This window comes from Variovorax paradoxus (assembly GCF_030815855.1).
GTDB classification, from domain to species: domain Bacteria; phylum Pseudomonadota; class Gammaproteobacteria; order Burkholderiales; family Burkholderiaceae_C; genus Variovorax; species Variovorax paradoxus_M.
The window spans coordinates 4,342,195-4,366,122 of sequence record NZ_JAUSXG010000001.1 but is presented as its reverse complement, the minus strand read 5'-3'; the positions used below and the strand labels follow the sequence as shown (position 1 = coordinate 4,366,122).

The following is a 23,928-nucleotide window of genomic DNA, read 5'->3' as shown; positions in this document are numbered from 1 at the left end:
TTCAGAATGCCACACAGGTCCACCTTTTTGGGCTGGTCAAGGGGTAGCCTGCGCGTGAAACAGTCGTATCAAGCGCATGCGGCTGGACGGCTTTAGCACCGGCCCGACAGCGTCGTAGGTCGGCCAGTGCCTTTTTCACGTCAGCAGATTGCCGAGCGTGAACGGCGCTGGCCAAAGCGCCCGTGCGGTTGCGTCGGATGCGGCGTCTTGTTCAGGCGAGGATGTGCATTGGTGCGAACGACTTCACCAAGTCGTCCAACGCCTTCAGCTGCGCGAGGAAAGGCTCCAATTGGTCCAGTGGCAGAGCGCTGGGACCATCGCATTTAGCCTGCGCCGGGTCAGGATGAGCTTCAAGAAAGAGGCCCGCCAAGCCCACCGCCAAGCCCGCACGTGCCAGTTCAGCCACTTGCTCGCGCCGTCCGCCAGAGACGGCAGCATTTGCGTCGCGTTGCTGGAGGGCATGGGTAACGTCGAAGATGACCGGCAGATTCCCGGTGACCTTCTTCATTGCACCGAATCCAAGCATGTCCACCACGAGGTTGTCGTAGCCAAAGCAGGTTCCACGGTCGCACAGAATGACAGGGGAGCTTCCCGCCTCCCTGATTTTCTCCACGATATTGAGCACCTGCGGCGGGCTCAGGAACTGAGGCTTCTTGACGTTGATGACCTTGCCCGTCCTGGCAAGCGCGACGACCAAGTCAGTCTGGCGGGCGAGAAACGCAGGTAGCTGTAGAACGTCCACGACTTCGGCGACAGGATTCGCCTGCCATGGCTCGTGCACGTCGGTGAGGATGGGCACGCCGAACTCTGCCTTGACCGCTTCGAAGATTTTCAGGCCCTCTTCCAATCCCGGCCCTCGGAAGGAGTGGATGGACGAGCGATTCGCCTTGTCGAAACTTGCCTTGAAGACGTATGGGATGCCAAGCTTTCGCGTAACTCGGACGTATTCCTCTGCAGCACGCAGAGCCATGTCCTTCGACTCGAGTACGTTCACGCCGCCAAACAGCACAAAGCCATTGCTGTTGCTGACGTTGATTGCGGGGGTGATGGCGACGGTCGTCAAGAAGAGTTCTCCTGTGGTGTTGTCCGCATTCTCGCGCTCCGGTCGGCCAGAAAATCACGCCTTTGACCACTACTGGGTACAGTCGGCCATAAGAAGCCGCTCGAAGGCGACGCTCAGTAAGGAATCCAATGGCGACAAAATTGACCTCTTTGAAGACTTGGCGGGTGCCTCGGACCACTGGATGTTGATTGCCGCCGAAAATTGACCCGGCTAACGCACTAATTTCCGTCTAAGACTGACCCACGTAAAACTCTACCCTGCTCATTTTTAAGGCAGGGGATCCTAGGAGTGATAGACGTGGCGACATTGAGTGTCATCAGACGCTGGGCCCTGCGCGAGCAGATGTCCATTCGCGAGATAGCCAGGCGTACAGGCCTGTCTCGCAACACCGTAAAGAAGTACCTGCGAGCGGGCGAAGAAGCGCCGCGCTACACCAAGCGGGCGAGCTCGAGCAAGCTCGATCCCTATGCCGACAAGCTCGCGAACTGGCTCGCGATCGAGGCCACCAAATCGCGGAAACAGCGGCGCAATCTGCGGCAGATCCACACAAGGAGAACATCAAGCACTTATCCACACCGTGAAGCCTTCGGGCTCACAAAGCGGGTGGGTCAGTATTCGATGGAAATCTCGGGGGTGCGGATAAAAACTTGGACTGGTTTTATGTCGCAAGTCCAAGACTCTCTCGGTATTCGATGGGACTGAGAGAGCCCAGTGAGATCTTGATCCGCTGTTCGTTGTACCAGCGGATATAGGAGTCCACGGCCTGTATGAACTGGTCGATGGTTGTGGACTGCCAATTGCGAGGATAGAACAGCTCGGTTTTCAACCGACCGAAGAAGCCTTCGCACGCCGCGTTATCAGGAGAGTACCCCTTGCGCGACATCGAGCGAATGAGCTTCGCATCAGCGATGCGCGAGAGCCAGCCTGGCCAGCGATAGTGGGCACCACGATCGGAGTGAACGACGGGCCGGTCTTCGGTATTGACCACCGTCTCGACGGCCGCATCCAGCATCGTGTTGACGAGTTCAGCGTCCGGGCGCGTACCGAGCGACCAGCTGACGACCATGCCGTCGAAGCAGTCGATCATGGGAGACAGATACACCTTGCCAGCCGGGATCTGGAACTCCGTGATGTCAGTGAGCCACTTCTCGTTGGGCGCGGCAGCCCGGAAGTCCCGGTTGAGAAGGTTGTCTGGCGCCGGACTGATCTCTCCCAGGTATGAGCCATACCTGCGCCGCTTCGGCCTGGCAACGACCAAGCTCTCTTGTTTCATCAGCCGCTGCACGACCTTCTCCGAGATGCTCGCGCGCTGCCTGTTCAGCGAAGCCTGCAGCCGGCGGTAGCCATAGCAACGGTGGTTGCGCTCGAAGATGTCGGTGAGGGTTCGACGCACCTCGGCGTACTTGTCCGCAGCATCGAGCCGGGCTCGATGGTAGAAGTAGGAACTGCGCGCCAAGCCCACTTCGTCGAGCAGTTCCCCAAGGGTATACGTCTGCCTCAGGGCATCAACCAGCAACGTCTTCTCCCGATTGGTCAGGAGTTGCCGGTCGATGCCCAGGTCTTTTTTTAGGATTTCATTCGCCTTTTTCAAGAGGTCTTGTTCGAGCTGCAATCGTCGGATGTCACGTCGCAGGGCTTCGAGCTGGCGCTCCAGCTCCTCCCGTTCCGGGACTGGCGGTAGATCGTGTTGGCGCTTCATGGATGCTGGAACCTCACGGCCGAGTAGCTGGTTCTTCCAGTTGTACAACGTTGGCCTGCACACGCCCAGCTCTTGGGCCACGGCTTGTGCACTCTCCTGGCGCGTGCACAACGCGATGACAGCTGCCTGCTTCATCGCTGGCGGCCGCGCTATCGCGTTAGATCGACCGACGATGCGCACGTGCAGCTCAGGGTGCAATTCGTGAATCCAGGAACGCAGCGATTCGCGTACCGGATAGCCCAACGCCTTGATGGTGAATGCGATGCAGCGCCCATGATCGAGGAAGTGCCTGACAGCTACCTCCTTCTGCTCCTGAGAATACTTGGGCTTCGAGCGTGCATAGCCCCTTGGTAAGTCGAATCGCCGCTCGTACTCCCGGTACCAGCCCTTCAACGCATTCTTGGTCGGATACCCCAGCTGGCGAATCGTCGCCCTGACGCGTTTGCCGAGCTTGATGTACAGCTCGACCGCTCGAATTCTGTCTTCGTATGAATACATGAACTACCCCCTGGTAGTCCAAGTTTTCGTCCGCATCCCCCTCGGGTCAGAGATCGGTGGAATCCAACAAAGCAGGAGCTGGGGGGACCGGTCGGCTTGGCGCCAAGAAGCCGTTGCTATTGCTGTGAAGCTTCTCTACCTTGCGCGCGTCCGTGAGTACGAATTCCTTTCCTCACCCAGCGACGCCCGCCGGGTTCTCGGTTCCGACGCCATCTCGATTCAGGTGTTTGACCGCTGGTGGACTGTTTGCGAGATGCCGTGGGAAGAACCGTCCGAGCACTGGGAAGACTACCTGACTGCGGTCTCTGAACACGTTGAGGCGACAGGCAACATCGCCGTCGACGATATGGTTCGCGCCATCTCAACGCGGCAGGCGTCTGCGCGGCAGTCCTAAAGCGGCCAAAACCAGCCATTCAGCTGGTCACTTAAATGAACCCCGTAACCCTTGGCCGAGGGCAGGACTTGTCGGTTTGCGCGTTTCGCTGCCCGCCGGCCTGCTCCAAGTACTCTACAAACCCGTCGAAGGCATTCAACAGGGGCTGGAACCGCGCCGCGCCGCCTTCCAGTTGGCACAAGGCGTAGCAGGTCGCCTCCAGCGTGGACAGTTGGTCGGGCCCATGGGCTTTGCGGATACGGTAGTGCGAAGGCGGCAGGTTGCGCAGGGCCAAGCGGGGCAACTGTTGCAGTGGCGGGCTTTCGTAGAGCATCTTTCGGCTTTTGCGCCAGGTGCCATCCAGCACGACCAGGCGCAGGCGCGACGGGGGTTGCGGCCACTCGGGCGGTAGCGGGGGTGGGCCCTGCAGGTCCGGGGCGGTATCTTGCAGACTGTCCGGGTACAGCAGCAGCGTGTGCTTGCCGTCCTCCGGCCAGACGGGCACGGCAAATGCCTCACCCACCACCAAGCGGCAGTGCGCCAAGCTGAGGTGCAGCAGGCGGGCGCTGCCTTTGGCCTGGTGCACCTCCAGCGGGTGCTGCAGCACCAGTACCTCCACCGCGTGGGCGGTGGGTGCGACCCAGCGGCAAATGCAGGCGCTGAGCGGGCGCAGGCAAGCGGTGCACTGGGAGCGTGGGACTAAAGCGGCGGACACGGCTGGATTTTATTCAGCGTGCTTGGCTAGACAATGCGTGGAAGGAGAGGTCTCTTAGCTTTGGCGCGACGACTGGCAGCTTTGGACAATGTCGGAAGACCGCAGTGGGCCCCTTTGCTCCGGCGGGGGACGTGGGGCTACAGTCGGCCAAGACCGGCTGTTCAGCTTCAAGGCAGAATTCGCCCGATAGCAGTCATACAAGGCGACGCCAGTTCACGAGGAGCACGCATGGCAATCGGAGTAACGGTGGGTTCAGTCACGGACGAGCTCGGTGCACCGTCCTTCGTGCACTCGTTCTTCTCAACCATCAGCGCGCATTGCGAACCCACCGGCTGGGGCCGCCGTTTCCCTCACTTGATGAACGAGCTCTACCAAGGTCGTTTGCCTCATGGGAATGCGTTGCTCGCGCTCGCGGAGCTGCGGCAGGCAAAGGCGACCCTGAGCAAATTGCCTCCCGCATCTGTGGTGTGGGACATTGAGAATCGCCAGTCGAACCCGCCCTGGGGCGACAACATCGCACCGCAAATCACGAGCCTTGGCAACTACTTCCTGTCGAGCACCGGACGCGACGTGTTCCAAATACTTGAGGAGGCTCTGGCAGCCTCTGCAGAGGGACGGATAGACGCGGTTCTCCAGTGACGGTCTCCAGCCGGCCGAGGCTGTGTGAAAAGACTTCCAGTCCTGCTTGTCGAAAAATAAAATCGCTGCATCCGTTCCAAGCGAGGTGCCCATGAAGCGATTCATCGAAGGCGAAGACCGACAGCAGGTCGCGCTGTTGCCGGAATGTCTTGATGACTATATCGGCGAAGACAACCCGGTGCGAGTGGTCGACGCCTTCGTCGAGGAACTTGATCTTCAGGCACTCGGCTTCAAGGGCGCGGACCCGGCTGCTACCGGTCGGCCTGCGTACCACCCGGCGGTGCTTCTCAAGCTCTACATCTACGGCTACCTAAACCGCATCCAGTCCAGCCGGCGCCTGGAACGAGAGGCCCAACGCAACGTCGAGCTAATGTGGCTCACTGGTCGGCTGGCCCCGGACTTCAAAACCATTGCCGACTTCCGTCACGACAACGGAGCGGGCATCCGCAACGTCTGCAAACGCTTCGTCGGCATGTGCCGGGAGCTCAAGCTGTTCACGCAGGCCATCGTGGCCATCGATGGCAGCAAGTTCAAGGCCGTCAACAGCCGGGATCGCAACGTCACGCCAGCCAAGATCGATGCGCGCCAGCGGCAGATCGAACAGAGCATCCAGCGCTACCTCGACGCGCTGGAGACCGCCGACCGCACGCAGCCCGCGGAGGTCGAGGCCAAGACCGAGCGGCTACAGGACAAGATCAAGAAGCTGCGCGAGCAGATGCGCCAGCTCGACGAGACCAAGGAGCAACTGAAGCACGAGCCCGACGGCCAGCGCTCCAGCACCGACCCCGATTCACGCTCGATGAATTCGCAGGCCAAGGGCTCGGGCCTGGTGGGCTACAACGTGCAGGCGGCCGTCGATGCCAAGCACCATCTGATCGTTGCCCACGAAGTGACGAACGTCGGGAATGACCGAGCCCAACTGAGCAAGATGGCGCTGGCCGCGCGCGAGGCGATGGGTAAAAGCAGGCTGCGCGCCTTCGCTGACCGTGGGTACTTCAACGGCACTGAGCTCAAGGCCTGTGAGAACGCGGGCATCACGACCTTCGTGCCCAAGCCGATGACATCGAACGCCAAGGCAGAGGGTCGCTTCGACAAGAGCGACTTCATCTACATCGCCAAGGATGACGAATACCGGTGCCCAGCTGGAGAACGCGCGATCTATCGGTTCAGCACGATCGAGAGCAATCTCAAGCAGCACGTCTACTGGAGCAGCGCCTGCCCGAGGTGCGCGATAAAGGAATCTTGCACGACCGGCGACTACCGTCGCATCCGTCGCTGGGAGCATGAGGAAGTCCTGGAGCGAGTTCAGCAGCGGCTTGATCGCAAGCCCGATGCAATGACGCTGCGAAGAAGTACCGTGGAGCACGTGTTCGGCACGCTCAAGCACTGGATGGGCTGGACGCACTTCCTGACGAAGACGCTGGAGCACGTCAGCACCGAGATGAACCTGCACGTGCTGGCTTACAACCTCAAGCGGGTGATCGCCATCCTGGGCATGACCAAAACGATGAAGGCGATGAAGCTGGCGGGGGCGTGAGCCCTTTTAAAGACCGCTGAGGGTGGTCCGAGACATCACGAACAGAGCGGACGCGCGTTGACGCGGCGATGAGCACTGGATGGCATCAGCAGGCTCAATGACGGGACCTGTAGCCTCGAGTTCGGCATACTGGTGTGCCAAATGCGTTTCCACACGGCCTCGGCCAGAAGCCGCCCTCCGAGGCGCGGCTCCGTTACCCTTGTTCCGAATGGAAAACACCACCATCGCCGCCGCCACGCCGGAAGAACTCCGCTCCGGTGAGCTCGGTCGCAAGCTGCGCCAATACAACTACGGCTTCGTCGGTGAGTATCCCGAGCAGCAGTACATTCGGCTCAACGCCAGGGACGGGAACGGCCGATTGCTCGGCGGGCTGCGAGGCTTTGTGTTTCTCTACTGGCTCAACATCGAAGTGCTGTTTGTCGAAGCCGACGTGCGCGGCTCGGGCCTGGGCAGCCGCCTGCTGGCGGAGGCGGAGCGGCAGGCCATCGAGTTGGGCGCGACGAACGCCAGGCTCGATACCTTCGAGTGGCAGGCGCCGGCGTTCTATCAGAAGCACGACTACGAGGAGTACGCGCGCGTCGACAACTATGCGCCTGGCTTCTACCTGGCCTCCATGAAGAAATCGCTGGCGCGCTGAGCAGCGATACAAGCTTGCTTCGAATGCTGGCCAGAAGCCGGCGTTGGATACCGTGCTGCAATCTGATGACGAAAGAGTTCAGACCGTCGGATGGAAAAATGCTCATACATATCACTGGCGCGTCTGGCTCAGGTACGTCCACGCTGGGGAAGGCCTTGGCCGAAGAGCTTGGAGGAGCGTTTCTGGATGCGGACGATTTCTTCTGGTCCTCGTCTGAACCGCCATTCCAGGTTCGACGCCCGGTTGAAGAGCGGCGCTCCTTGCTCCTTGGCCAACTCAGCCGCGTCGACGTTGCCGTGCTGTCTGGCTCGGTCAGCGGATGGGGCGTCGAGATTGAAGATGCCGTCGATTTCGTCGTCTTTCTCTACGTCGACACCGCGCTTCGTTTGGGGCGCCTGCGCGAGCGCGAGATTCAACGCTTCGGCAAAGCGAATCCGGCATTCCTTGATTGGGCAGCACAGGACGATGAAGGGCCATCGGAAGGCCGAAGCCTTGCGAAGCAGCGAGCTTGGCTGTCTGCTCGAAGCTGCCCAGTTCTCAACCTCGAGGGAAACCTCTCCACGCGGGAGCGGCTTGCGCGCATCAGGCTGTGGATGGGGAACCGCTGGCCGGCACCCGAGCAACCGTAGCGATGCGACGGCAGAATGCGGCAGAAGCTGCCATTCACCAATTCATGAGCATGACCTCTGATGAAGAAACGCGGAGACGCTTAGCGTGGCTCGTGAAAACGGGTTATGTCCTGACGGCAGCCGGTACTCTGCTGCTGGTGCTCTTTGGCTTCTTGTTGCCAGTCGAGCTACTCCGCGGACCGCACCACTACTACCGGGTAGTCCCGTCCGATCACGGTTGGATCATTACTGGAACCTTGACTGGATTCGGGGTGGTGTTGGTGCTGATCGGTCGGATGCTGCGCACCAAAGGCCGGTGACGACTAGCGGCCAAGAGCAGACTTTCGCCCAGTCGCCAAGGATTTCATGCCCTCTCTCAAAAGCGCGTGAAAAGAACTGCCGGAAGTCATGCTCAACGGCGCCATTAAATTATGAAAATCAACTGCCATTGCGGCGCAACTATCCACGACGGAACCGACGGCCTACCGCACAAAGCTCATCTGGTTCCTGATGGAGGTTGGTGCGAGATGTGGGATGCCCTTGAGGACCAAGTCATTGATGGAGCAGCGACTGGTCGCATATCCTCGCATACACGAGGGTGCCGAGGTCCTGAAGGGCGTCAAGTACGCACTGCGCTCCGATGTCATGTTCGGCCGCGCTGAGCCTGTAAGGATACAGAACGGCCAAGAGCGGTCGGTCGACGCCACGTCAAAATTCGCCTAAGAGCGGACATTCCGCAAGAACGAAACCGCCAGCCGCATGGACAACTTCCAGTTCCTTCCGAGCTTAAATGGACTCTTTTCCGAGGCGCCCACGCTGGTCGACCTGAATTTGGTGAATGCCCGGTTGACTCAGTCGGTCATCGGGCCCGGGCGTCCTCCGGAATCCGCTGTAACTGTCAAGCGCTGCACATTCTCTCGTTGCACGATTGAAGGCAACTTTGCCATCTACCCAGGCGCCGTGCTTCATGACGTGACCTTCGAGGAAACCAGCTCGCCAGATGCCATGATCGTCGGGGCAGAGACGGTGCTGAGACGCGTCGTGGTGCGAGGCGGCAAGCGGAGCTCGTCGCTCTGGGTCAAACCGATGGCGACGGACCAGCTTGGTGCGGACCGGAAGCGGGAACTCGACGCTTGGATTGCCGCGCAGGAAGATACCGAAACTCTCATGCTCGATTTCACCGACTTGCATGCGGACGTCGAGGTTGTTGGCCTGCCCCTAGCCCAGCTCCGCTGGGATCCGGCGCGCCATGTTGCGTGGAAGGCTACGGACGTGAACTGGGACGTCTGCAAGAAGCTTGGCTTTCCCCCGAATAGCTACGTGTCGCTCACCTCTAGGCGACTGAGCCTGTTCGGTGCAGGTGAAGGCGTTTGGGCACATCCAGCCTCGTCCAGCCGCAAGTACTCGCAGTTCGTCGATGAAGTCGACCGTCTGCGCCGTGAGGGCCTGTTGACCATCACCAATCAATAGCCGTTGAGGCCGAGAGAACCTCGGAGCGGGCATATCGCCAAACCGCGGCCACAAACAGCCGGTCGTGCCGTGGGGCAAAATTCGGCCAAGGCCGGAAGTCCGTCACGGCTCTACAATTTTCCTTCAGATATGCCTTGCGGGCACGCTCGTGCCGGCTGCAGTCCGTCACAGCCAGCGCCCGGAGTCACGCCTCCTTTTCCCCAAATGTCGACGCAAACGCACCGGCCATCAGGCGACCTCTACGAGATCTGGATGCATCCCAATCCGGATGTCGCGGGTGACTGGTTGCCCTCGTGCGTTCCGGCTGGCCCTGACGGAAACCCCGTGCGCGAGCTCTCTGAGAAGATCTTCGGCCGGGGCCATTGCGTCTGGGTATTCTGGGCGGACTCTCACGAGGAAACAATGAACATCTACTACACATTCCAGGGTTGGGGCACGCATCGGCCGTGAGTCGGAATTCGGCCACACGCCCAACCGGGGCGCGGCGCGGCTCCGTTACCCTTCTCCCACATGGAAAACAACAGCATCACCGCCGCCACGCCGGAAGAACTCCGCTCCGGCGAGCTCGGCCGCAAGCTGCGCCACTACAACTATGGCTTCGACGGCGAGTATCCCGAGCAGCAGTACATCCGGCTCAACGCCAGGGACGGGAATGGCCGATTGCTGGGCGGGGTGCGGAGCTTTGTTTTTCTCTACTGGCTCAACATCGAAACACTGTTTGTCGAAGCCGACGTGCGCGGCTCGGGCCTGGGCAGCCACCTGCTGGCCGAGGCGGAGCGGCAGGCCATCGCATTGGGTGCGACGAATGCCGTCGCCGGCACATGGTGCGCCGCATCACCTGAAACAAATCGGCCAACGCCGGACGTTCGCATCGGCATCAATTCGCATGGATCTTATGGCTACAAAGGACGACCTGTTTGAAGACATGGCAAGGGCATTGGAAGTGTGGTCGACAACCGCGTCGGAAGCCCTCACCGACCCGCAATCCGACCTTGTCTGGGTAGAGGACGAGAAGCCGTATCGCGAGATTCAGCGCGCCCTAGCCGCCGCTGGAGTAGCGAGAGAAACTCTGGCAAAGGTCCTGTCGGAGTGCTTTCGTGGTCTCGGGCATTCGTTCCTGGTTGCCATGGATGGCGGAACGGCTCTCGCCGAGAAAGGGCGCCTCTACGTGGTTGATGAACATGGGAGCAAGATCGGCGAAGGCCTTCACGATGATTTCGTGGGATTCCTTATGGACACCGGACGGTTGCCCAAATAGGCCCTCCGCTTGCGGCCACAACCGGACTCACGCCCGATAAACCATATGTACTGCCCGAACTGTGATGCGCAGGTTGCTCTGGATGCCACGTCGTGCGAGGTATGTGGCGCGGACTTCGGCGCCAGCAGCAGTTGGAGACCGGATTCTTCTAGTCGGCGCACTCCGCCAAAGACACCCATCTTTTCAGGTAAGCCAAAGCTCATTCACGCAGCCCAGTCGATTGGTTTTTTTGTCATTCTTGGCCCCTTGCTCGGACTTCTTATGACCGCGTCAGCGTCCGACTCGAGAGAGTCACTGACATTTGCTCTCCACCCTTTTGCGATTGTTGGCGCGTTCGCTGTTGGTGGTGCTCCGGCGGTAGTCGCTGGTCTCCTGTACTGCATTTCGGTGCTCTGTCTGGTTGCCGCGTTCCCAAGAATGACCCTCGGAGCTGTGGCAGGAGCGGCAATCGGGGTAGTCGTCGGGTATGGGGCGGCTGCGGCGTACTTCCCTGTGCTGTTATCAGGCAATCCAAATCGTGTAGTTCGAATCGTCGAGATGGCCAATCTTTCGGCGGGGGCGGGTTTGATTTGCGGTCTCGTATCTGGCTGGCTTCTTCCAGTTGGGAGGTCTGGAACGAGTACCTCGTTTGGCAGCCTGCGCTTGAGGGCTCTGGCCTGGCTTCGGCAGCGGTAAGGTGTTGAAGCCTTGAACGTCTCCTATGGAGAAGCTCGTAGTTCTGCTTTGGGCCCCAAGCAGCCGGTGAGCAGTACATCCGCGAACCTTCAGATGCGCAACACCGGGAATTCGCAACTTCAATGGCGCACTAGGCGAAAGTGCTAGGGCGCGCACCATAGCCGCTGGGGCCGCACGCTTTCGCTGCTGAGCTTCAAAGGACGCGGTGAACGAAGCGCTGCAAACGGAACATCCTCTGCGTTCCATAGCGCCAGCAACAGCGCGCCCCGCCATCGGGCGCACGCCGACCGGCTACCCTGCGCATTTCGCTTTTCCTTTCTCTCCTCAACAAAGCCGATGCCAGCTCCCGCCGTCGCCGACGACAACAACAAGCTCGAAGAAGCCATGATCCCGGCCGCCTGGGCCCGCCTGCGCGACATGGTCGCGGCGCGAACCCCCGCAGACGGCCGCACCGATGCCATCTACCCCGGCCTGCGCTACTACCGCTTCTCCCGCCCGATCCGCTACGAGAAAACCCAGCGCCTCACGCCGGGCGTCGTGGTGGTCTTGCAAGGCCGCAAGACCGCGCACCTCGGCGGCGACCGTCGCTCGCTCGACTACGGCGCCACCCAATGCCTGGTGCTAGGCGCCGAGGTCGCGTGCCGCGGCACGGTCGTCGGGGCGAGCGCTGAAGCGCCGTACCTCGCCATTCATCTCGACCTGCCGCCCGATGTGTTGGTCAAGTCTTTCGTCGCGCTGGCGGAAAGCGGCACGCTGACGGCCGAGCCGGCCCGCGTGACCGAGAACTTCACGGCCCCGGTGGCGCCGGAAGTGGTCGAGGCCTTCACCCGTCTGCTGCTGGCGGCCGATGACCCGGTGGACCGCCGCACGCTCGCGCCGCTGGCCGTGGAGGAGATCGTGCTGCGGCTGCTGCGCTCCGAGGCCGCGGCCGCCATCCGCAGCGCGGGCGCGGTCAGCAAGGCCGGGGCACGCATACAGACGGCGATCGCCTTCATGCGCCGCCATCTGGGCCGGCCGCTGTCGGTGGCCGAAATCGCCAGCCACGTGCACATGAGCCCTTCGCACTTCGCGCACAGTTTTCGCGAGGTGGCTGGGGTCACGCCGATGCGCTGCATTCGCGACCTGCGCCTGGAAGAAGCGCGCACGCTGATGCTGGGCGCGGGGCTGCGGCCCGGCGATGCGGCTGCGAAGGTGGGGTTCGAGAGCCCGGCGCATTTCAACCGTGCGTTCCGCAGGCGGTTCGAGGCAACGCCTGCGGAATACGTGCGGCGCGTGCAGTCGGGCTGATGGCGATGGGGGCTGCGCAAGCTTCGCAGCCATGGGCAATTTGTTCGCAGCTTCGCGCCTAGGCGCGAGGAAGGGCGCTGGCTAACCTGCCTGCTTCCTTTTTCTTTTCTTTCTTTGAAGCAGCAGCGAAATTCCATGGACCCGATCAACGTCATCATCACTTTCGAAGCCAAGCCCGAGGGCGCCTCCGCATTCGCCGAGCTCATGAACCAGGTCAAACAGTCGCTGCCGTCGGCGGATGGCTGCCGGGGTGTGCAGCTGTTCGGGCGCAGCGACAACGCCTGCGTGTTCACGCTGGTCGAATCGTGGGAATCTCGGAGTCATCATCAGGCGCATATCGACCGCGCGGTGGCGTCGGGCGCCTGGCGTGCGCTGGAGGCGCAGCTGGCTTGTGCGCCTGTCAGTTGCTATTGCACGGCGCTCTGATGCCGCGGGCGGGGTGAGTCGGCTTTCAGCTTGCGGTGCGAGCCAGTCCTTAACCACCGGTTAAGACCGGCTAAACAAGACGTGAATTGCCGGCGTGTCTCCGAATTGTGAGGATGCACAGCGCCGACGCCGTCGGATCCGCACACAAAAAAGACAGGAGACAGCATGCACTCCAGAAGCCCGACGGGGCGCCAGCCACGCCTGCACTGGCTCGCGGCAGCGGCCACGGCGGCCATCGTTATTGCCGCCGCGCCGGCCGAGGCCCGCGTCACTCGCATCGTGATCGACAACGTTGCGCCGCTCGCGGGGCGGTCGATCCCGTACGAGCAGATTCGCGGCCGCGCGTTCGGCGAGCTCGACCCGAACGACCCGCACAACAGCGTCATCACCGACATCAAGTTGGGGGCGGACGCAGACGGCAAGGTGCGGTATGAAACTACCTTCAATCTGGTGAAGCCGGTCGACATGAGCCGTGCGAGCGGCTTTCTCTGGCATGACGTGCCCAATCGCGGTGGCGAGGGCACCATTGTTGTGGACGAGCGCGAGCTGGGCGATATTGGCCTGCGCAGCGGCTGGCAGGCGGACAACGCGGGCAACACGGGCGTTCCCGCCAACCGGGCCGAGGGCACCCATCACTGGGTGGCGGCGCCGATTGCCAAGGTGAACGGCGTGGCCGTCACAGGCATGGTGTTCGGGCGCATCGTCAACCGCAGCGGCGCGGCCTCGCAGCCGCTGATGGTGCAGACCAACCCCGTGCCCTACCTTCCGGCCACGTTGGACACGACCCAGGCAACGCTGAAGACGCACATCAAGGAAACGGTCGACGGCGTGGTCACCGATGGCCCGGCCATCGCGCCGGGCGACTGGGCATTCGCCAAATGCGAGGCGGGCCATCCGTTTCCGGGCACGCCCATCGACATCAACCCGGCCAATGCGCCCGGCAATCTGCCGGTGCACATCTGCCTGCGCAACGGCTTCGACGCCAACCTGCTGTACCAGGTGGTGTACCCGGCGCAAAACGCCTATGTGTTGGGCGTGGGCATGGCGGCGTTCCGCGACGTGGGCACCTTCTTCCGCTACGAGGCGGCCGACGATTTCGGCACGCGCAATCCGGTGGCCGGCCTGGTCAAGGGCACTGCCGTGCGGGGTGTGTCGCAGTCCGGAAACATGGTGCGGCAGTTCATCTTCATGGGCCTGAACCAGGACGAGCGCAACCGCAAGGTGTACGACGGAGCCTGGCCGATCATCGCGGGCCGCCGGGTGGCGGCCAACTCGCGCTGGGCCCAGCCGGACGGCGTGCTGGAGCTGTATCAGCAGGGCAGCGAAGGCCCGCAGTGGTGGGTGGATTGGCCAGACCCGGTGCGAAGGCAACCCACTGGCAGCATCTTCTCGCGTTGCAACGCCAACGACACCTGCCCGAAGGTGATCGAGCATTTCGGGTCGGCCGAGGTGTACGCGCTGAAGCTCACGCCCGAGTGGATCGGCACGGCGGGGGACACGGATATTCCGCTGCCGCGCAACGTTCGGCGCTACTACGTGCCGAGCAGCCACCACGGCGGCGGCGCGGGCGGCTTCACGCACATGCCCGCAGTCACGGCCAGCACTAGGGCGAGCTGCCCCGGCAACAACTTTGGCCGCGGCACATTGGCGGCAAACCCGGTGCCGCACACCGAAATTACCAACGTGCTGCGCCTGGCCATGCGCGATTGGGTGCTGAACGGAACGCCGCCGCCGCCCAGCCGCTGGCCCACGCTGGCGGCCAGGACGCTGGTCGACGCCAACAAGAAGGCGATGGGCTTTCCGAGCGGGGTGCCCGGCATTCCGGACTCGATCTTCCTGCCGGAGAACTTTGCGTTTCCGGTGTTCGACTATGACTGGGGGCCGCAATTCAACCACTCCGAAGCCTCTGGCGTGCCGACCAATGTGCCGCCGGTCATCAAGAAGGTGATCCCGATGAAAGTGCCGAAGGTCGATGCCGACGGCAACGAGATCGACGGGGTTCCCACGGTGCTGGTGATGGCGCCGCTGGGCACCTACCTGGGATTCAACGTTACCGCAGAGGGCTTCCATCGAGGCCAGGTGTGCAACTACGTGGGCGGGTACGTGCCGTTCGCACGCACGCGTGCCGAGCGGACTGCCAGTGGCGACCCGCGCCTGTCGCTCGAGGAGCGCTATGGCAGCCATGAAGGCTACGTGGCCGCGGTGCGGACCGCCGCCGAGAAGGCGTTCGCCCAGGGCTTTCTTCTGCCTGCGGACCGCGACCGCCTTATGCGCCAGGCGTCGGAGAGTGCCGTGCTGCGCTGAACGGAGCCGTGCTTTCGATCATTTCAACCAGGGCGGCCGCCGGCGCGGAGAGTTCCGGGCGGCTGCGCATGGCCAGCAGCAGCACGCGTTCCATCTCGATGCCTTCGAGATCCACCTGCACGAGGCCGAGGGCCTGGGCATAGAGCGCGGCGGCCGCGCGCGGCAAGATCGCCAGGCCAAGCCCGAACGAAACCATGCGGCACATCGAATCGAAGCTGCGCACCTGCACCCGGATGCGCGGTGTGCGCTTGACCGCGTCAGCCGCGGCCATCACCTTGCGCGTGAGCGATGCGCTGCGTGCGAGCGTGACCAGGTCGTGGTCGAGCACGTTCACGATGGGGGCGTTCTGCTGGCCGGCCAGCGCGTGGCCTGCCGGCACCAGCAGCACCAGCTGGTCGACATTGCAGACGATGGTCTCCAGGCCTTCGTGCGGCACGTTGTCGCCAATCACCGCCAGCTCCGCCGTGCCTTTCTGCACAGCCCGAATGCCGTCTTCGCTCAAGGCATCTTCCATGTCGATCACCACGTGCGGATAGCGGCGGGCGTACTCGGCCAGCACGCTGGGCAGGAAGCCGCCGAAAGCGGAAGGATTGGCGCACAGCCGCAGGTGCCCGGTGGCGCCCGATTGAAGATCGTCGACGGCCTGCACCAGCTGCTCGAGCCGCGCAATCACCTCGATGGCGTGCCGGTGCAGGCTCTGGCCTTCGGGCGTGGCGGTGACGCCGCGCTGGCCCCGCTGCAGCAGCGCCATGCCGCAATGCTGCTCGAGTTCGGTAATGCGCTTGCTCGCCGCCGGGAGCGAAACGCCGAATCGGTCCGCGCCCGCGGTCAGGCTTCCGCCATCGACAACCGCGACAAAAAGCCGCAGGGAGATGAGATCGAAACGATTCAGGTTGATCATGGCGGGTGGATTTGACCACCGCCGGCGCTACGATCCGTTGAAAGAAGCAAGACACACCATGCCCATCCTTCAGCAATCCGGTTTCATCTCTTCCCCGCGTGCGCGCGGCGCCATGGCGGGCGGCCTTTGCGCGGCAACGCTGTTCATTGCCGGCTGCCAGGCACAGCCTAAATTCCGCCCGCTCACCTCCGAGGCGCCGCCGCCGCCCGTCCTCGTGACGGTGCCTGCCGAAGAAGCCTGCCAGGCCGGGCAGGCGCGCTACGCGCTCGGCCGGCCGTTCAACCCGCCGCTGCTGGAAGAAATGCGCACCCGCACCGGTTCCAAATCCGCGCGCAGCTCGGCGGCCGGCACGCCGTTGCCGCCGCCGGGCGACCCGGCGAGGCTCACTGTCGATGTCGATCCGCAAGGCCTGGTGGTCGCCGCGCGCTGCGGCTGACCGGGCCTTGGACAAGCCGGGCCATTTTCGGGGGCGGATAATCGCCCGATGCGAATCCGCTTTACCAAGATGCAGGGAGCCGGCAACGACTTTGTCGTGCTCGACGAAACGCGCGGCACGCTGGGCCTCACGGCCGCGCAATACCGCTTTCTGGCCGACCGCCACTTCGGCGTCGGCGCCGACCAGATCCTCACGGTGCGGCGCCCCTCCGAGGGCGCGGCCGAGGGCGTCGATTTTCAGTATGTGATCCACAACGCCGACGGCGGCGAGGTGGAGCAGTGCGGCAACGGCGCTCGCTGCTTCATGCGCTTCGTGCGCGAGCACCACTTGACCGAGAAGGACGCGGTGCGCGTCGAAACGCTGTCGGGCGTCATCGAGCCGCGCATGAACGAAGACGGCCGGGTCACGGTCGACATGGGGCCGCCGGTTTTCGAGCCGGCCCGCGTGCCTTTCGACACCGCGGGGCTCGACCCGCAGCCGACGGGCGCGTGGCACACCTGGCACCTGGCCCTTGGCACGCATGCCGATTCGGCGATTGTCTCGGTGGCGGTTCTGTCGATGGGCAACCCGCACGCGGTGCAGGTGGTCGACGACGTCGAAACCGCCCCAGTGGCCAGGCAGGGCCCGCAGATCGAGCACCATCCGCGTTTTCCGCAGCGGGTGAATGCCGGCTTCATGCAGGTGGTCGACCGCACGCACGTCAAGCTGCGGGTGTTCGAGCGCGGCGCCGGCGAAACGCTGGCCTGCGGCACCGGCGCCTGTGCCGCGGTGGTGGCGGGCATTCGACTGGGCCTGCTCGACAGCCGGGTCGACGTGCAAACGCACGGCGGCGTGCTCACCATCGGCTGGGAGGGCGAGGGGCACCCCGTGCTCATGACGGGCCCGGCCACCACGGTTTTCGAGGGGGACATCGAGGTGCCCGAGCTGCCATGACCAACTTCAGAAACAACGACGACGACGCCATGAACCCGATCACCGAAGACGACATCGCCAACTACCTGGCGAACACGCCCGACTTTTTCGAGCGGCACGCGCAGTTGCTGGCGCAGGTGCAGCTCACCAGCCCGCACGGCAACCGCGCCGTGAGCCTGCAGGAGCGCCAGGCCGAGATGCTGCGCGAAAAAATCAAGGCGCTGGAGCATCGCCTGATGGACATGGTGCGCCACGGCACCGAAAACGTGGTCATTGCCGACCGCCTGCAGCGCTGGACCAAGGGCCTCTTGACCACGCGCGACCCGCGCAGCCTGCCGTACCGCATCGCGGTCGACCTGCAGTCGCTGTTCCTGGTGCCGCAAACCGCCATCAAGGTGTGGGACTGCGGCGCCGATTACCTCAACGAGGCGTACGCCCAGTGGGTGAGCGACGACGTGAAGGCGCTGGCCACCTCGCTCACTTCGCCCTACTGCGGGCTTAATTCGGGATTCGAGGCGGCCAAGTGGCTGCCCGAGCCGGCGGGCGCGATGTCGATTGCGCTGATTCCGCTGCGGCCCGATGCCGAATCGCCGGCCTTCGGGCTGCTGGTGCTGGCCTCGCCGGACGCCCAGCGCTTCAACGCCGAAATGGGCACCGACTTTCTCGAGCGCATCGCCGAACTGGCTTCGGGCGCGCTGTCGCGGCTGCGGCCTTGAGCGGGCGGCACCGGTCCTGGCGGGCCGCGGTGCGGCCCGTGCTGTGGACGGTGCTGCTTGGCGGGCTGCTGACGTACCTGGCCATTGCGGCCGTCATCTGGCAGCGCGCGGTCGAAACACTCGACAACCCGCCCCGGCGCGCAGCCGATGCCGCGCTGATCCTGGGCAACCGGGCCTACCTCGACGGCAAGCCGAACCCATGCCTCACCGGCCGGGTCGACACCGGTATTGCGCTGGCCAACGCGGGCCGCGTGAAGCAGCTGGTGCTGTCGGGCGGGGTCGACAAGGAGGACGGCCGCGTCGAAGCCGAGGTCATGCAGCAGCATGCGCGCGCCGAAGGCTATGCCGGGCCGCTGCTGCTGGAGCCGGCGTCGACTTCCACCCGCCTGAACCTGGCGATGTCGCGCCCGATGCTGCAGGCGGCGGGCATTCACAGCGTGATCGTGGTGTCGGAGCCCTATCACCTGTGGCGCGTGGAGCGGCTGGTGCGGGCCGGCGGTTTCGACAAGGACTTCGACGTTCAGTACGCCGCTGCCAGCACGCGCTGCTGGCAGCGCTGGGGCATGGTTTTCAAGGGCGCATTGCGCGAGCCTTTGGCTGTCGTGAACAATGCGTTCAATGGCTACCTCCACTGAGAAGACCATCGACACGCGCTGGGTCGAAAAGTACCTGGAGCATGTGCGTGTCGAACGCCGGCTGGCGGCGCGCACGGTCGAGCTTTACGCCATCCATCTGCAAGCGCTCGCGGCCAACGCCGCCGAGGCCGGGCTTCCGCTCGACCGCGTGCAGACCGCGCACATCCGGCGCTGGATGGCGCAGCTGCACGGCGCGGGGCGCGAGCCGCGCGGCATTGCGCTGGTGCTCTCATGCTGGCGCAGCTTCTACCGCTGGCTCGGCAACGAGGGGCTGGTGGTTTCCAACCCCGTGACGGACGTGCATGCGCCCAAGGCCGCACGGCCGCTGCCCAAGGCGCTGGCGGTCGACGACGCAGTGCAGCTCGCGGAGCTGTACGACCCCGAGGCCGATCCCTGGACCGAGGCGCGCGACAGCGCCATCGTCGAAGTGCTCTACGGCTGCGGCCTGCGTGTGAGCGAGCTCACGGGCCTCGATGCGCAGGCCAGCAACAAGGCGCTCGGTTGGGTCGATCTCGATGCGATGGAGGCCAACGTGCTCGGCAAGGGCAGCAAGCGGCGCCTGGTGCCGATCGGCGGCAAGGCGGCCGAGGCGCTGCGCGACTGGCTCGCGGTGCGCGGCGACTGCCCGGCGCTGGCGACCGCCGGCCTGCGCGACCCGGCAGGCGCGGCGGCGCTCTTCATCAACACCAAGGGCCTGCGGCTTTCGTCGCATGCAGTGTGGAAGCTGTTGCGTGAGCGCAGCTTCAAGGCCGGTCTCGCGGCGCCGGTGCATCCGCACATGCTGCGGCATTCGTTCGCGAGCCACGTGCTCCAGTCGAGCAGCGACCTGCGGGCCGTGCAAGAGCTGCTCGGCCACGCCAACATTGCCACCACGCAGATCTATACCCGGCTGGATTTTCAGCACCTGGCCAAGGCCTATGACGCGGCTCATCCGCGCGCGCAGGCCCGGCCCGAGAGCACGGATGCGCAGACACGCGCTGAAAAAAGTGCACGGGCCAAGCCCAAAAAAGACGACACCCACAACAAATGAAAACCCTCCGACTCAAGCCCGGCAAAGAGCGCTCGCTGCAGCGCCGCCACCCCTGGATCTTCGAATCCGCCATTGCACGCGGCGGCGCCGATTCCGGCGAAACGGTGCGCGTGGAATCGCACGAGGGCGTGTTCCTGGCCTGGGCCGCCTTCAGCCCCATCTCCAAGATCCGCGCGCGGGCCTGGAGCTTTGTCGAAACGCAGCGCATCGATGCCGCGTTCCTGGCGTCGGTGTGCGCCCGCGCGGTGGCCGGCCGGGCGCTTTTCGATCTGCAGAGCGACGGCGTGCGGCTGGTGCACGGCGAGGCCGACGGGCTGCCGGGCCTGATCGTCGACCGCTACGGCGACACGCTGGTGGCGCAGTTCCTGTCGGCCGGTGTCGAGCGCTGGAAGGCCGCCATTGCCGACGCGCTGCTCGCGGCGACCGGCCTGCAGAAGCTCTACGAGCGCTCCGATGCCAGCGGGCGCGAGCGCGAAGGCCTGAAGCCGGTCACGGGCTGGCTGCGCGGGGAGGGCTCGACTGAAATCACGATTCGCGAGCACGGCTGGAAGCTCTCGCTCGACATCGCGACCGGCCACAAGACCGGCTTCTACCTCGACCAGCGCGACAGCCGCCAGCGCTTTGCCGAACTGGCGCAGCACCGGCGCTTTCGGCGCGTGCTCAACTGCTTTTGCTACACCGGCGGCTTCACGGTGGCGGCGCTCGCGGGCCTGCAAGCGGCCGGCGCATTGGAGGGGGCCGAGCTGCTGTCGGTCGATTCGTCGCAGCCGGCGCTCGAGAAAGCGCGGGCCAATCTGGCGCTGAACGGCTTCGGCGGTGGCGAGGGCTCGGGCCTGAAGACGGAATTTCTGGACGCCAACGTCAATACCGTGCTGCGCGAGTTCATCGAACAGGGCCGCACTTTCGACGCCATCGTGCTCGACCCGCCGAAGTTCGCGCCCACCGCCGCCCATGCCGAGCGCGCGGCCCGCGCCTACAAGGACATCAACCGCCTGGCGCTCAAGCTGCTGGAGCCCGGCGGCGTGCTGCTGACTTTTTCGTGCTCGGGCGGCATCAGTGCCGACCTTTTTCACAAGATCGTGGCTTCGGCGGGCATCGACGCCCAAGTGGACGGCTACATCGCCGAACGCCTGGGCGCGGCACCCGATCATCCGATGACCATCGAGTTTCCGGAGGGCGAATACCTCAAGGGGCTGGTGGTGGTGAAAAAGCCGGCTTGACCCTGCGCCAACGCAACTGAGTGGCATTGGCTAAACTGCCTGCCAAGTTTTTTTCTTCCCTGTTTTCCGCTTCCGGAGCACACCATGGCCCTTATTCCCGCCACCATCCTCACCGGCTTTCTAGGCTCGGGCAAGACCACGCTGCTCAAGCGCATCCTGACGGAAGCCCACGGCCAGAAGATCGCGGTGATCGAGAACGAGTTCGGCGAAGAGAACATCGACAGCGACATTCTCGTGACCGAATCGAAGGAGCAGATCATCCAGATGAGCAACGGCTGCGTCTGCTGCACCATCCGCGAAGACCTGCGCGAAGCGCTGCAGCTGCTCGCAGCCAAGAAGCGCCAGGGCCTGCTCGACTTCGATCGCGTGGTGATCGAGACCACCGGCCTGGCCGACCCCGGCCCCGTGGCGCAGACCTTCTTCATGGACGACGAGATTGCCGAGAGCTATCTGCTCGACTCCATTCTGACGCTGGTCGATGCCAAGCACGCGCCGCAGCAGCTCAACGACCGCCAGGAAGCGCGCCGCCAGGTGGGCTTTGCCGACCAGATCTTCATCAGCAAGAGCGAACTGGTGTCGGCCGAGGAAACCGATGCGCTGATTCATCGCCTGAAGCACATGAACCCGCGCGCGCCCCAGCAGAAGGCGCATTTCGGCGACGTGCCGCTGAAGGACATCTTCGACCTGCGCGGCTTCAACCTGAACGCCAAGCTCGACATCGACCCAGACTTCCTCAAGGAAGACGACCACGACCATCACGACCATGACCACGCCCATGGCGAGCATTGCGACCATCCCTCGCACAAGCACGAGGGCCACGGCCACCATCACCACACGGACGACGACGTCAAGAGCTTCGTCTACAAGGCCGACCGTCCGTTCGATCCGGCCAAGCTGGAAGATTTCCTGGGTGCCATCGTCAACATCTACGGACCGCGCATGCTGCGCTACAAGGGCGTGCTGAGCATGAAGGGCACCGAGCGCAAGGTGATCTTCCAGGGCGTGCACCAGCTGATGGGCAGCGACCTGGGCCCGGAGTGGGGCAAGGACGAAGTGCGCCAGAGCCGCATGGTGTTCATCGGCATCGAGCTGCCGCGCGAAATCCTCGAGCAGGGACTCGAGCAGTGCCTCGTGTGACGGGCCATCCGACATAAAAAAAAGGCGCTGCCCCGAAAGGGCAGCGCCTTTTTTTTGTTTCAGCGGGGGCTGCTTACTTGCCCATGCCGCCGAGCGGCTTGCCGTTGACCTTCAGGCTGCCTTCGCTGTACTCGACCTGGCTGGTGATGTCGGTGCCGTCGCGCTTGACGAAGCCCATGCCCTCGCCCTGTTCGACCAGCCCCGCCACCATTTCAGGCGGAGGCAACTGGCCGCTCTCGGCGCCGGTGGCGGCAATCTGCTCCAGCCATTGCATCGGCAGCCGCACGCTGGCCTTGAGCACGCCGCGCTTCATCAAGAGCGCCATGCCCGGATCTTTCAGGTCTTCGTCGGTTACGCCGACCATGCCGGCCGTGTAGCTGATTTCGCCGCGCTTGCCGCCGATTTCGACCAGCATCTTGTCCAGGCCGAGTTCGGGGTTGTACTTGGCCATGGCCTTGAGATCAGGGCCGAGCTGCTCCATGAGCGTCTGCATGGCGGCTTGCGCGGCCTTGCTGCCGCCCTTGCCGCAGCCGTTGATGGCGGCCGACTGCATCCAGGCATCGGCCAGCTTCTTGTAGCCGGCGGCGTGAATGCGGCGTCCGCCGCTGGTCATCTCGAACTTGTCGATCTTCGTCTCGCCGACCTTGCCGGTGCCCTTGATGGTGCCGATCGACTCGTAGAGCCCGTCCTTGATGTTGGCATCGGCAATCATGTCGACGTTCTGCAGCAGCACGGTGGGGAGGGCCTTGCCCTCGGCGCCGGCGCCAAAGCCCTTGGGCGCTGCGAACTCGAAGCTGTCGAGCCGGGCTTCGGTCTTGCCCGTGGCCAGGATCCAGCCTTCGCTCTTGTTCATGTCGGCCTTGCCGGCCAGCTTGCCCATTTTCAGGGTGACGCCGGTGCGGGTGTCGGTCACGTCCAGGCCCGGCATCGCCAGGCTGTAGTTCACCTGGGTACGGGCGCCGTTCATCTCGGCGCGCATTTGCGCGCCTTGCCAGGCGAACTGTCCCTTGCCTTCTTCGGCCAGCTTGACCGGTGCCACGGTCAGGTCGGTTGCGTAGGCGCCGTTGAACGCCACCTTGGTGTGCGCCGTCAGGGGCTTGGCCTTGCCGAAGAACTTTTCGGCGGCGGCTTGGCCCTTGACGTCCAGCACCAGTTCGCTGTCGATGGTGGCTGCGGCCAGGGTGCCGCCGGCAATCGGGCCGTGGCGGATGGTGTCGCGAACGGTGATGCGCACCGGCTTGAACGGCGTGCTGCCGGCATCGGTATCGCCGTCTTCGTCGTCTTCTTCATCCTTCTCGGCCGACTTGACGGCAGCGGGCGCCGTGGCGGCGGCATCGGCCGCGCATCCGAATTCGAAGGTCACGGTGCTCACTGCGCCGAAGAAGCCGCTCTCATATTTGCGATCGATCACGCGCACCAGCGCGGTCTGCTTCGGCAACTCCTCCAGGGCGGCTTCGTAGCTGGACTTGACTTTCGTGCCGGCCCACCACGTGCTGCCACCATAGGCAACGGCGATGGCGGCGGCCAGCGTGCCCAAAACTGCTTTTTTGCTCAAGATTTCTTCTCTTTTGTAGGAATGATCGAATCGACCCGCACCCGCTTGTTCAGCTCGGCAGGTCTTGTTGCCCCCTCCGGCAACGCCGGCGATGCTAACGGACGTAAGCGGTTTGCAGGTACATCTCCCTTCCATTTCGAGTTCTCTATACAATCGCGCGCCTGTTCCGGCGGCCACGCTTTCGTTTTAAGGGCGAG

25 protein-coding genes and 1 pseudogene are annotated in these 23,928 nt (G+C 63.7%); 21 read left to right on the top strand and 5 right to left on the bottom strand.

Features of this window, described 5'->3' with window-relative positions; all coding sequences use genetic code 11:
* Positions 1–211 precede the first annotated feature (211 nt).
* Entirely contained in the window at positions 212–1,063 is an 852-nt protein-coding gene (kdsA, locus tag QFZ42_RS20965; RefSeq protein ID WP_307702814.1) for a 3-deoxy-8-phosphooctulonate synthase, read from the bottom strand.
* Between kdsA and QFZ42_RS20960 the strand changes: the two genes are divergently transcribed.
* Positions 1,047–1,268: a hypothetical protein gene (locus QFZ42_RS20960; protein ID WP_307702813.1), complete on the top strand. Its 222-nt coding sequence runs from the start codon at positions 1,047–1,049 to the stop codon at positions 1,266–1,268. The genes kdsA and QFZ42_RS20960 overlap by 17 nt on opposite strands.
* Before the next feature lie 83 nt (positions 1,269–1,351).
* Positions 1,352–1,609: pseudogene (locus tag QFZ42_RS20955) on the top strand (helix-turn-helix domain-containing protein); the annotation flags it as partial.
* Positions 1,610–1,721: 112 nt separating this feature from the next.
* Here QFZ42_RS20955 and QFZ42_RS20950 read toward each other — a convergent pair.
* Entirely contained in the window at positions 1,722–3,260 is a 1,539-nt protein-coding gene (locus tag QFZ42_RS20950) for an IS3 family transposase (RefSeq protein WP_307702812.1), read from the bottom strand.
* Here QFZ42_RS20950 and QFZ42_RS20945 point away from each other — a divergent pair.
* Positions 3,259–3,654 (top strand): hypothetical protein, encoded by a 396-nt coding sequence (locus tag QFZ42_RS20945; protein ID WP_307702811.1) that lies wholly within the window; start codon positions 3,259–3,261, stop codon positions 3,652–3,654. The two genes, QFZ42_RS20950 and QFZ42_RS20945, sit on opposite strands and share 2 nt — an antisense overlap.
* Positions 3,655–3,685: 31 nt before the next feature.
* On the opposite strand, the gene QFZ42_RS20940 is transcribed toward QFZ42_RS20945, so the two are convergent.
* On the bottom strand, positions 3,686–4,348 hold the full coding sequence (locus QFZ42_RS20940; RefSeq protein WP_307702810.1) for a tRNA-uridine aminocarboxypropyltransferase: 663 nt from the start codon (positions 4,346–4,348) through the stop codon (positions 3,686–3,688).
* A 228-nt stretch (positions 4,349–4,576) separates the two neighbouring features.
* On the opposite strand from QFZ42_RS20940, the gene QFZ42_RS20935 reads away from it, so the two are divergent.
* From QFZ42_RS20935 to QFZ42_RS20885, 11 genes are all read left to right on the top strand, one after another.
* Entirely contained in the window at positions 4,577–4,987 is a 411-nt protein-coding gene (locus QFZ42_RS20935) for an Imm70 family immunity protein (RefSeq protein WP_307702809.1), read from the top strand.
* Positions 4,988–5,078: 91 nt separating this feature from the next.
* A complete protein-coding gene (locus tag QFZ42_RS20930; protein WP_307702808.1) occupies positions 5,079–6,524 on the top strand; it encodes an IS1182 family transposase in 1,446 nt (481 codons plus the stop codon).
* A 208-nt stretch (positions 6,525–6,732) separates the two neighbouring features.
* Positions 6,733–7,161: a GNAT family N-acetyltransferase gene (locus QFZ42_RS20925; protein WP_307702807.1), complete on the top strand. Its 429-nt coding sequence runs from the start codon at positions 6,733–6,735 to the stop codon at positions 7,159–7,161.
* A gap of 155 nt (positions 7,162–7,316) precedes the next feature.
* A complete protein-coding gene (locus tag QFZ42_RS20920) occupies positions 7,317–7,790 on the top strand; it encodes a hypothetical protein (protein ID WP_307702806.1) in 474 nt (157 codons plus the stop codon).
* 50 nt (positions 7,791–7,840) lie between these two features.
* Positions 7,841–8,089: a hypothetical protein gene (locus QFZ42_RS20915; RefSeq protein WP_307702805.1), complete on the top strand. Its 249-nt coding sequence runs from the start codon at positions 7,841–7,843 to the stop codon at positions 8,087–8,089.
* 439 nt (positions 8,090–8,528) lie between these two features.
* Positions 8,529–9,239 carry a hypothetical protein gene (locus tag QFZ42_RS20910; protein WP_307702804.1) on the top strand — a complete coding sequence of 237 codons (711 nt, stop codon included), beginning with the start codon at positions 8,529–8,531 and terminating at the stop codon, positions 9,237–9,239.
* Between the two features lie 510 nt (positions 9,240–9,749).
* Positions 9,750–10,160 (top strand): GNAT family N-acetyltransferase, encoded by a 411-nt coding sequence (locus QFZ42_RS20905; protein ID WP_307702803.1) that lies wholly within the window; start codon positions 9,750–9,752, stop codon positions 10,158–10,160.
* Positions 10,135–10,497 carry a hypothetical protein gene (locus tag QFZ42_RS20900; protein ID WP_307702802.1) on the top strand — a complete coding sequence of 121 codons (363 nt, stop codon included), beginning with the start codon at positions 10,135–10,137 and terminating at the stop codon, positions 10,495–10,497. The genes QFZ42_RS20905 and QFZ42_RS20900 overlap by 26 nt, the downstream gene beginning before the upstream one ends.
* 1,011 nt (positions 10,498–11,508) lie before the next feature.
* A complete protein-coding gene (locus QFZ42_RS20895) occupies positions 11,509–12,459 on the top strand; it encodes an AraC family transcriptional regulator (RefSeq protein ID WP_307702801.1) in 951 nt (316 codons plus the stop codon).
* 135 nt (positions 12,460–12,594) lie between these two features.
* Entirely contained in the window at positions 12,595–12,885 is a 291-nt protein-coding gene (locus QFZ42_RS20890) for a putative quinol monooxygenase (RefSeq protein WP_307702800.1), read from the top strand.
* Between the two features lie 165 nt (positions 12,886–13,050).
* A complete protein-coding gene (locus tag QFZ42_RS20885; RefSeq protein WP_307702799.1) occupies positions 13,051–15,189 on the top strand; it encodes an alpha/beta hydrolase domain-containing protein in 2,139 nt (712 codons plus the stop codon).
* Here QFZ42_RS20885 and QFZ42_RS20880 read toward each other — a convergent pair.
* Positions 15,152–16,090, bottom strand: a complete 939-nt coding sequence (locus tag QFZ42_RS20880; RefSeq protein ID WP_307702798.1) for a LysR family transcriptional regulator — start codon at positions 16,088–16,090, stop codon at positions 15,152–15,154. The genes QFZ42_RS20885 and QFZ42_RS20880 overlap by 38 nt on opposite strands.
* Before the next feature lie 58 nt (positions 16,091–16,148).
* On the opposite strand from QFZ42_RS20880, the gene QFZ42_RS20875 reads away from it, so the two are divergent.
* The 7 genes from QFZ42_RS20875 (at position 16,149) to QFZ42_RS20845 (ending at position 22,176) form a co-directional block, all read left to right on the top strand.
* Positions 16,149–16,526, top strand: a complete 378-nt coding sequence (locus QFZ42_RS20875) for a hypothetical protein (RefSeq protein WP_307702797.1) — start codon at positions 16,149–16,151, stop codon at positions 16,524–16,526.
* Positions 16,527–16,574: 48 nt separating this feature from the next.
* The gene (dapF, locus tag QFZ42_RS20870; RefSeq protein ID WP_307702796.1) at positions 16,575–17,459 is read left to right on the top strand and encodes a diaminopimelate epimerase; all 885 of its coding nucleotides are present in this window, start codon (positions 16,575–16,577) and stop codon (positions 17,457–17,459) included.
* Positions 17,456–18,154, top strand: a complete 699-nt coding sequence (locus tag QFZ42_RS20865) for a DUF484 family protein (protein WP_307702795.1) — start codon at positions 17,456–17,458, stop codon at positions 18,152–18,154. Before dapF ends, QFZ42_RS20865 begins: the two co-directional genes overlap by 4 nt.
* 29 nt (positions 18,155–18,183) lie before the next feature.
* Complete coding sequence (locus QFZ42_RS20860) at positions 18,184–18,789, top strand: YdcF family protein (RefSeq protein ID WP_307702794.1); 606 nt, start codon at positions 18,184–18,186, stop codon at positions 18,787–18,789.
* Entirely contained in the window at positions 18,773–19,819 is a 1,047-nt protein-coding gene (locus QFZ42_RS20855) for a tyrosine recombinase XerC (RefSeq protein WP_307702793.1), read from the top strand. The genes QFZ42_RS20860 and QFZ42_RS20855 overlap by 17 nt, the downstream gene beginning before the upstream one ends.
* On the top strand, positions 19,816–21,039 hold the full coding sequence (locus QFZ42_RS20850) for a class I SAM-dependent rRNA methyltransferase (protein ID WP_307702792.1): 1,224 nt from the start codon (positions 19,816–19,818) through the stop codon (positions 21,037–21,039). The genes QFZ42_RS20855 and QFZ42_RS20850 overlap by 4 nt, the downstream gene beginning before the upstream one ends.
* Positions 21,040–21,123: 84 nt before the next feature.
* A complete protein-coding gene (locus tag QFZ42_RS20845; RefSeq protein ID WP_307702791.1) occupies positions 21,124–22,176 on the top strand; it encodes a CobW family GTP-binding protein in 1,053 nt (350 codons plus the stop codon).
* A 73-nt stretch (positions 22,177–22,249) separates the two neighbouring features.
* Here QFZ42_RS20845 and QFZ42_RS20840 read toward each other — a convergent pair whose 3' ends face one another.
* Complete coding sequence (locus tag QFZ42_RS20840; RefSeq protein WP_307702790.1) at positions 22,250–23,731, bottom strand: YdgA family protein; 1,482 nt, start codon at positions 23,729–23,731, stop codon at positions 22,250–22,252.
* Between the last annotated feature and the right edge of the window lie 197 nt (positions 23,732–23,928).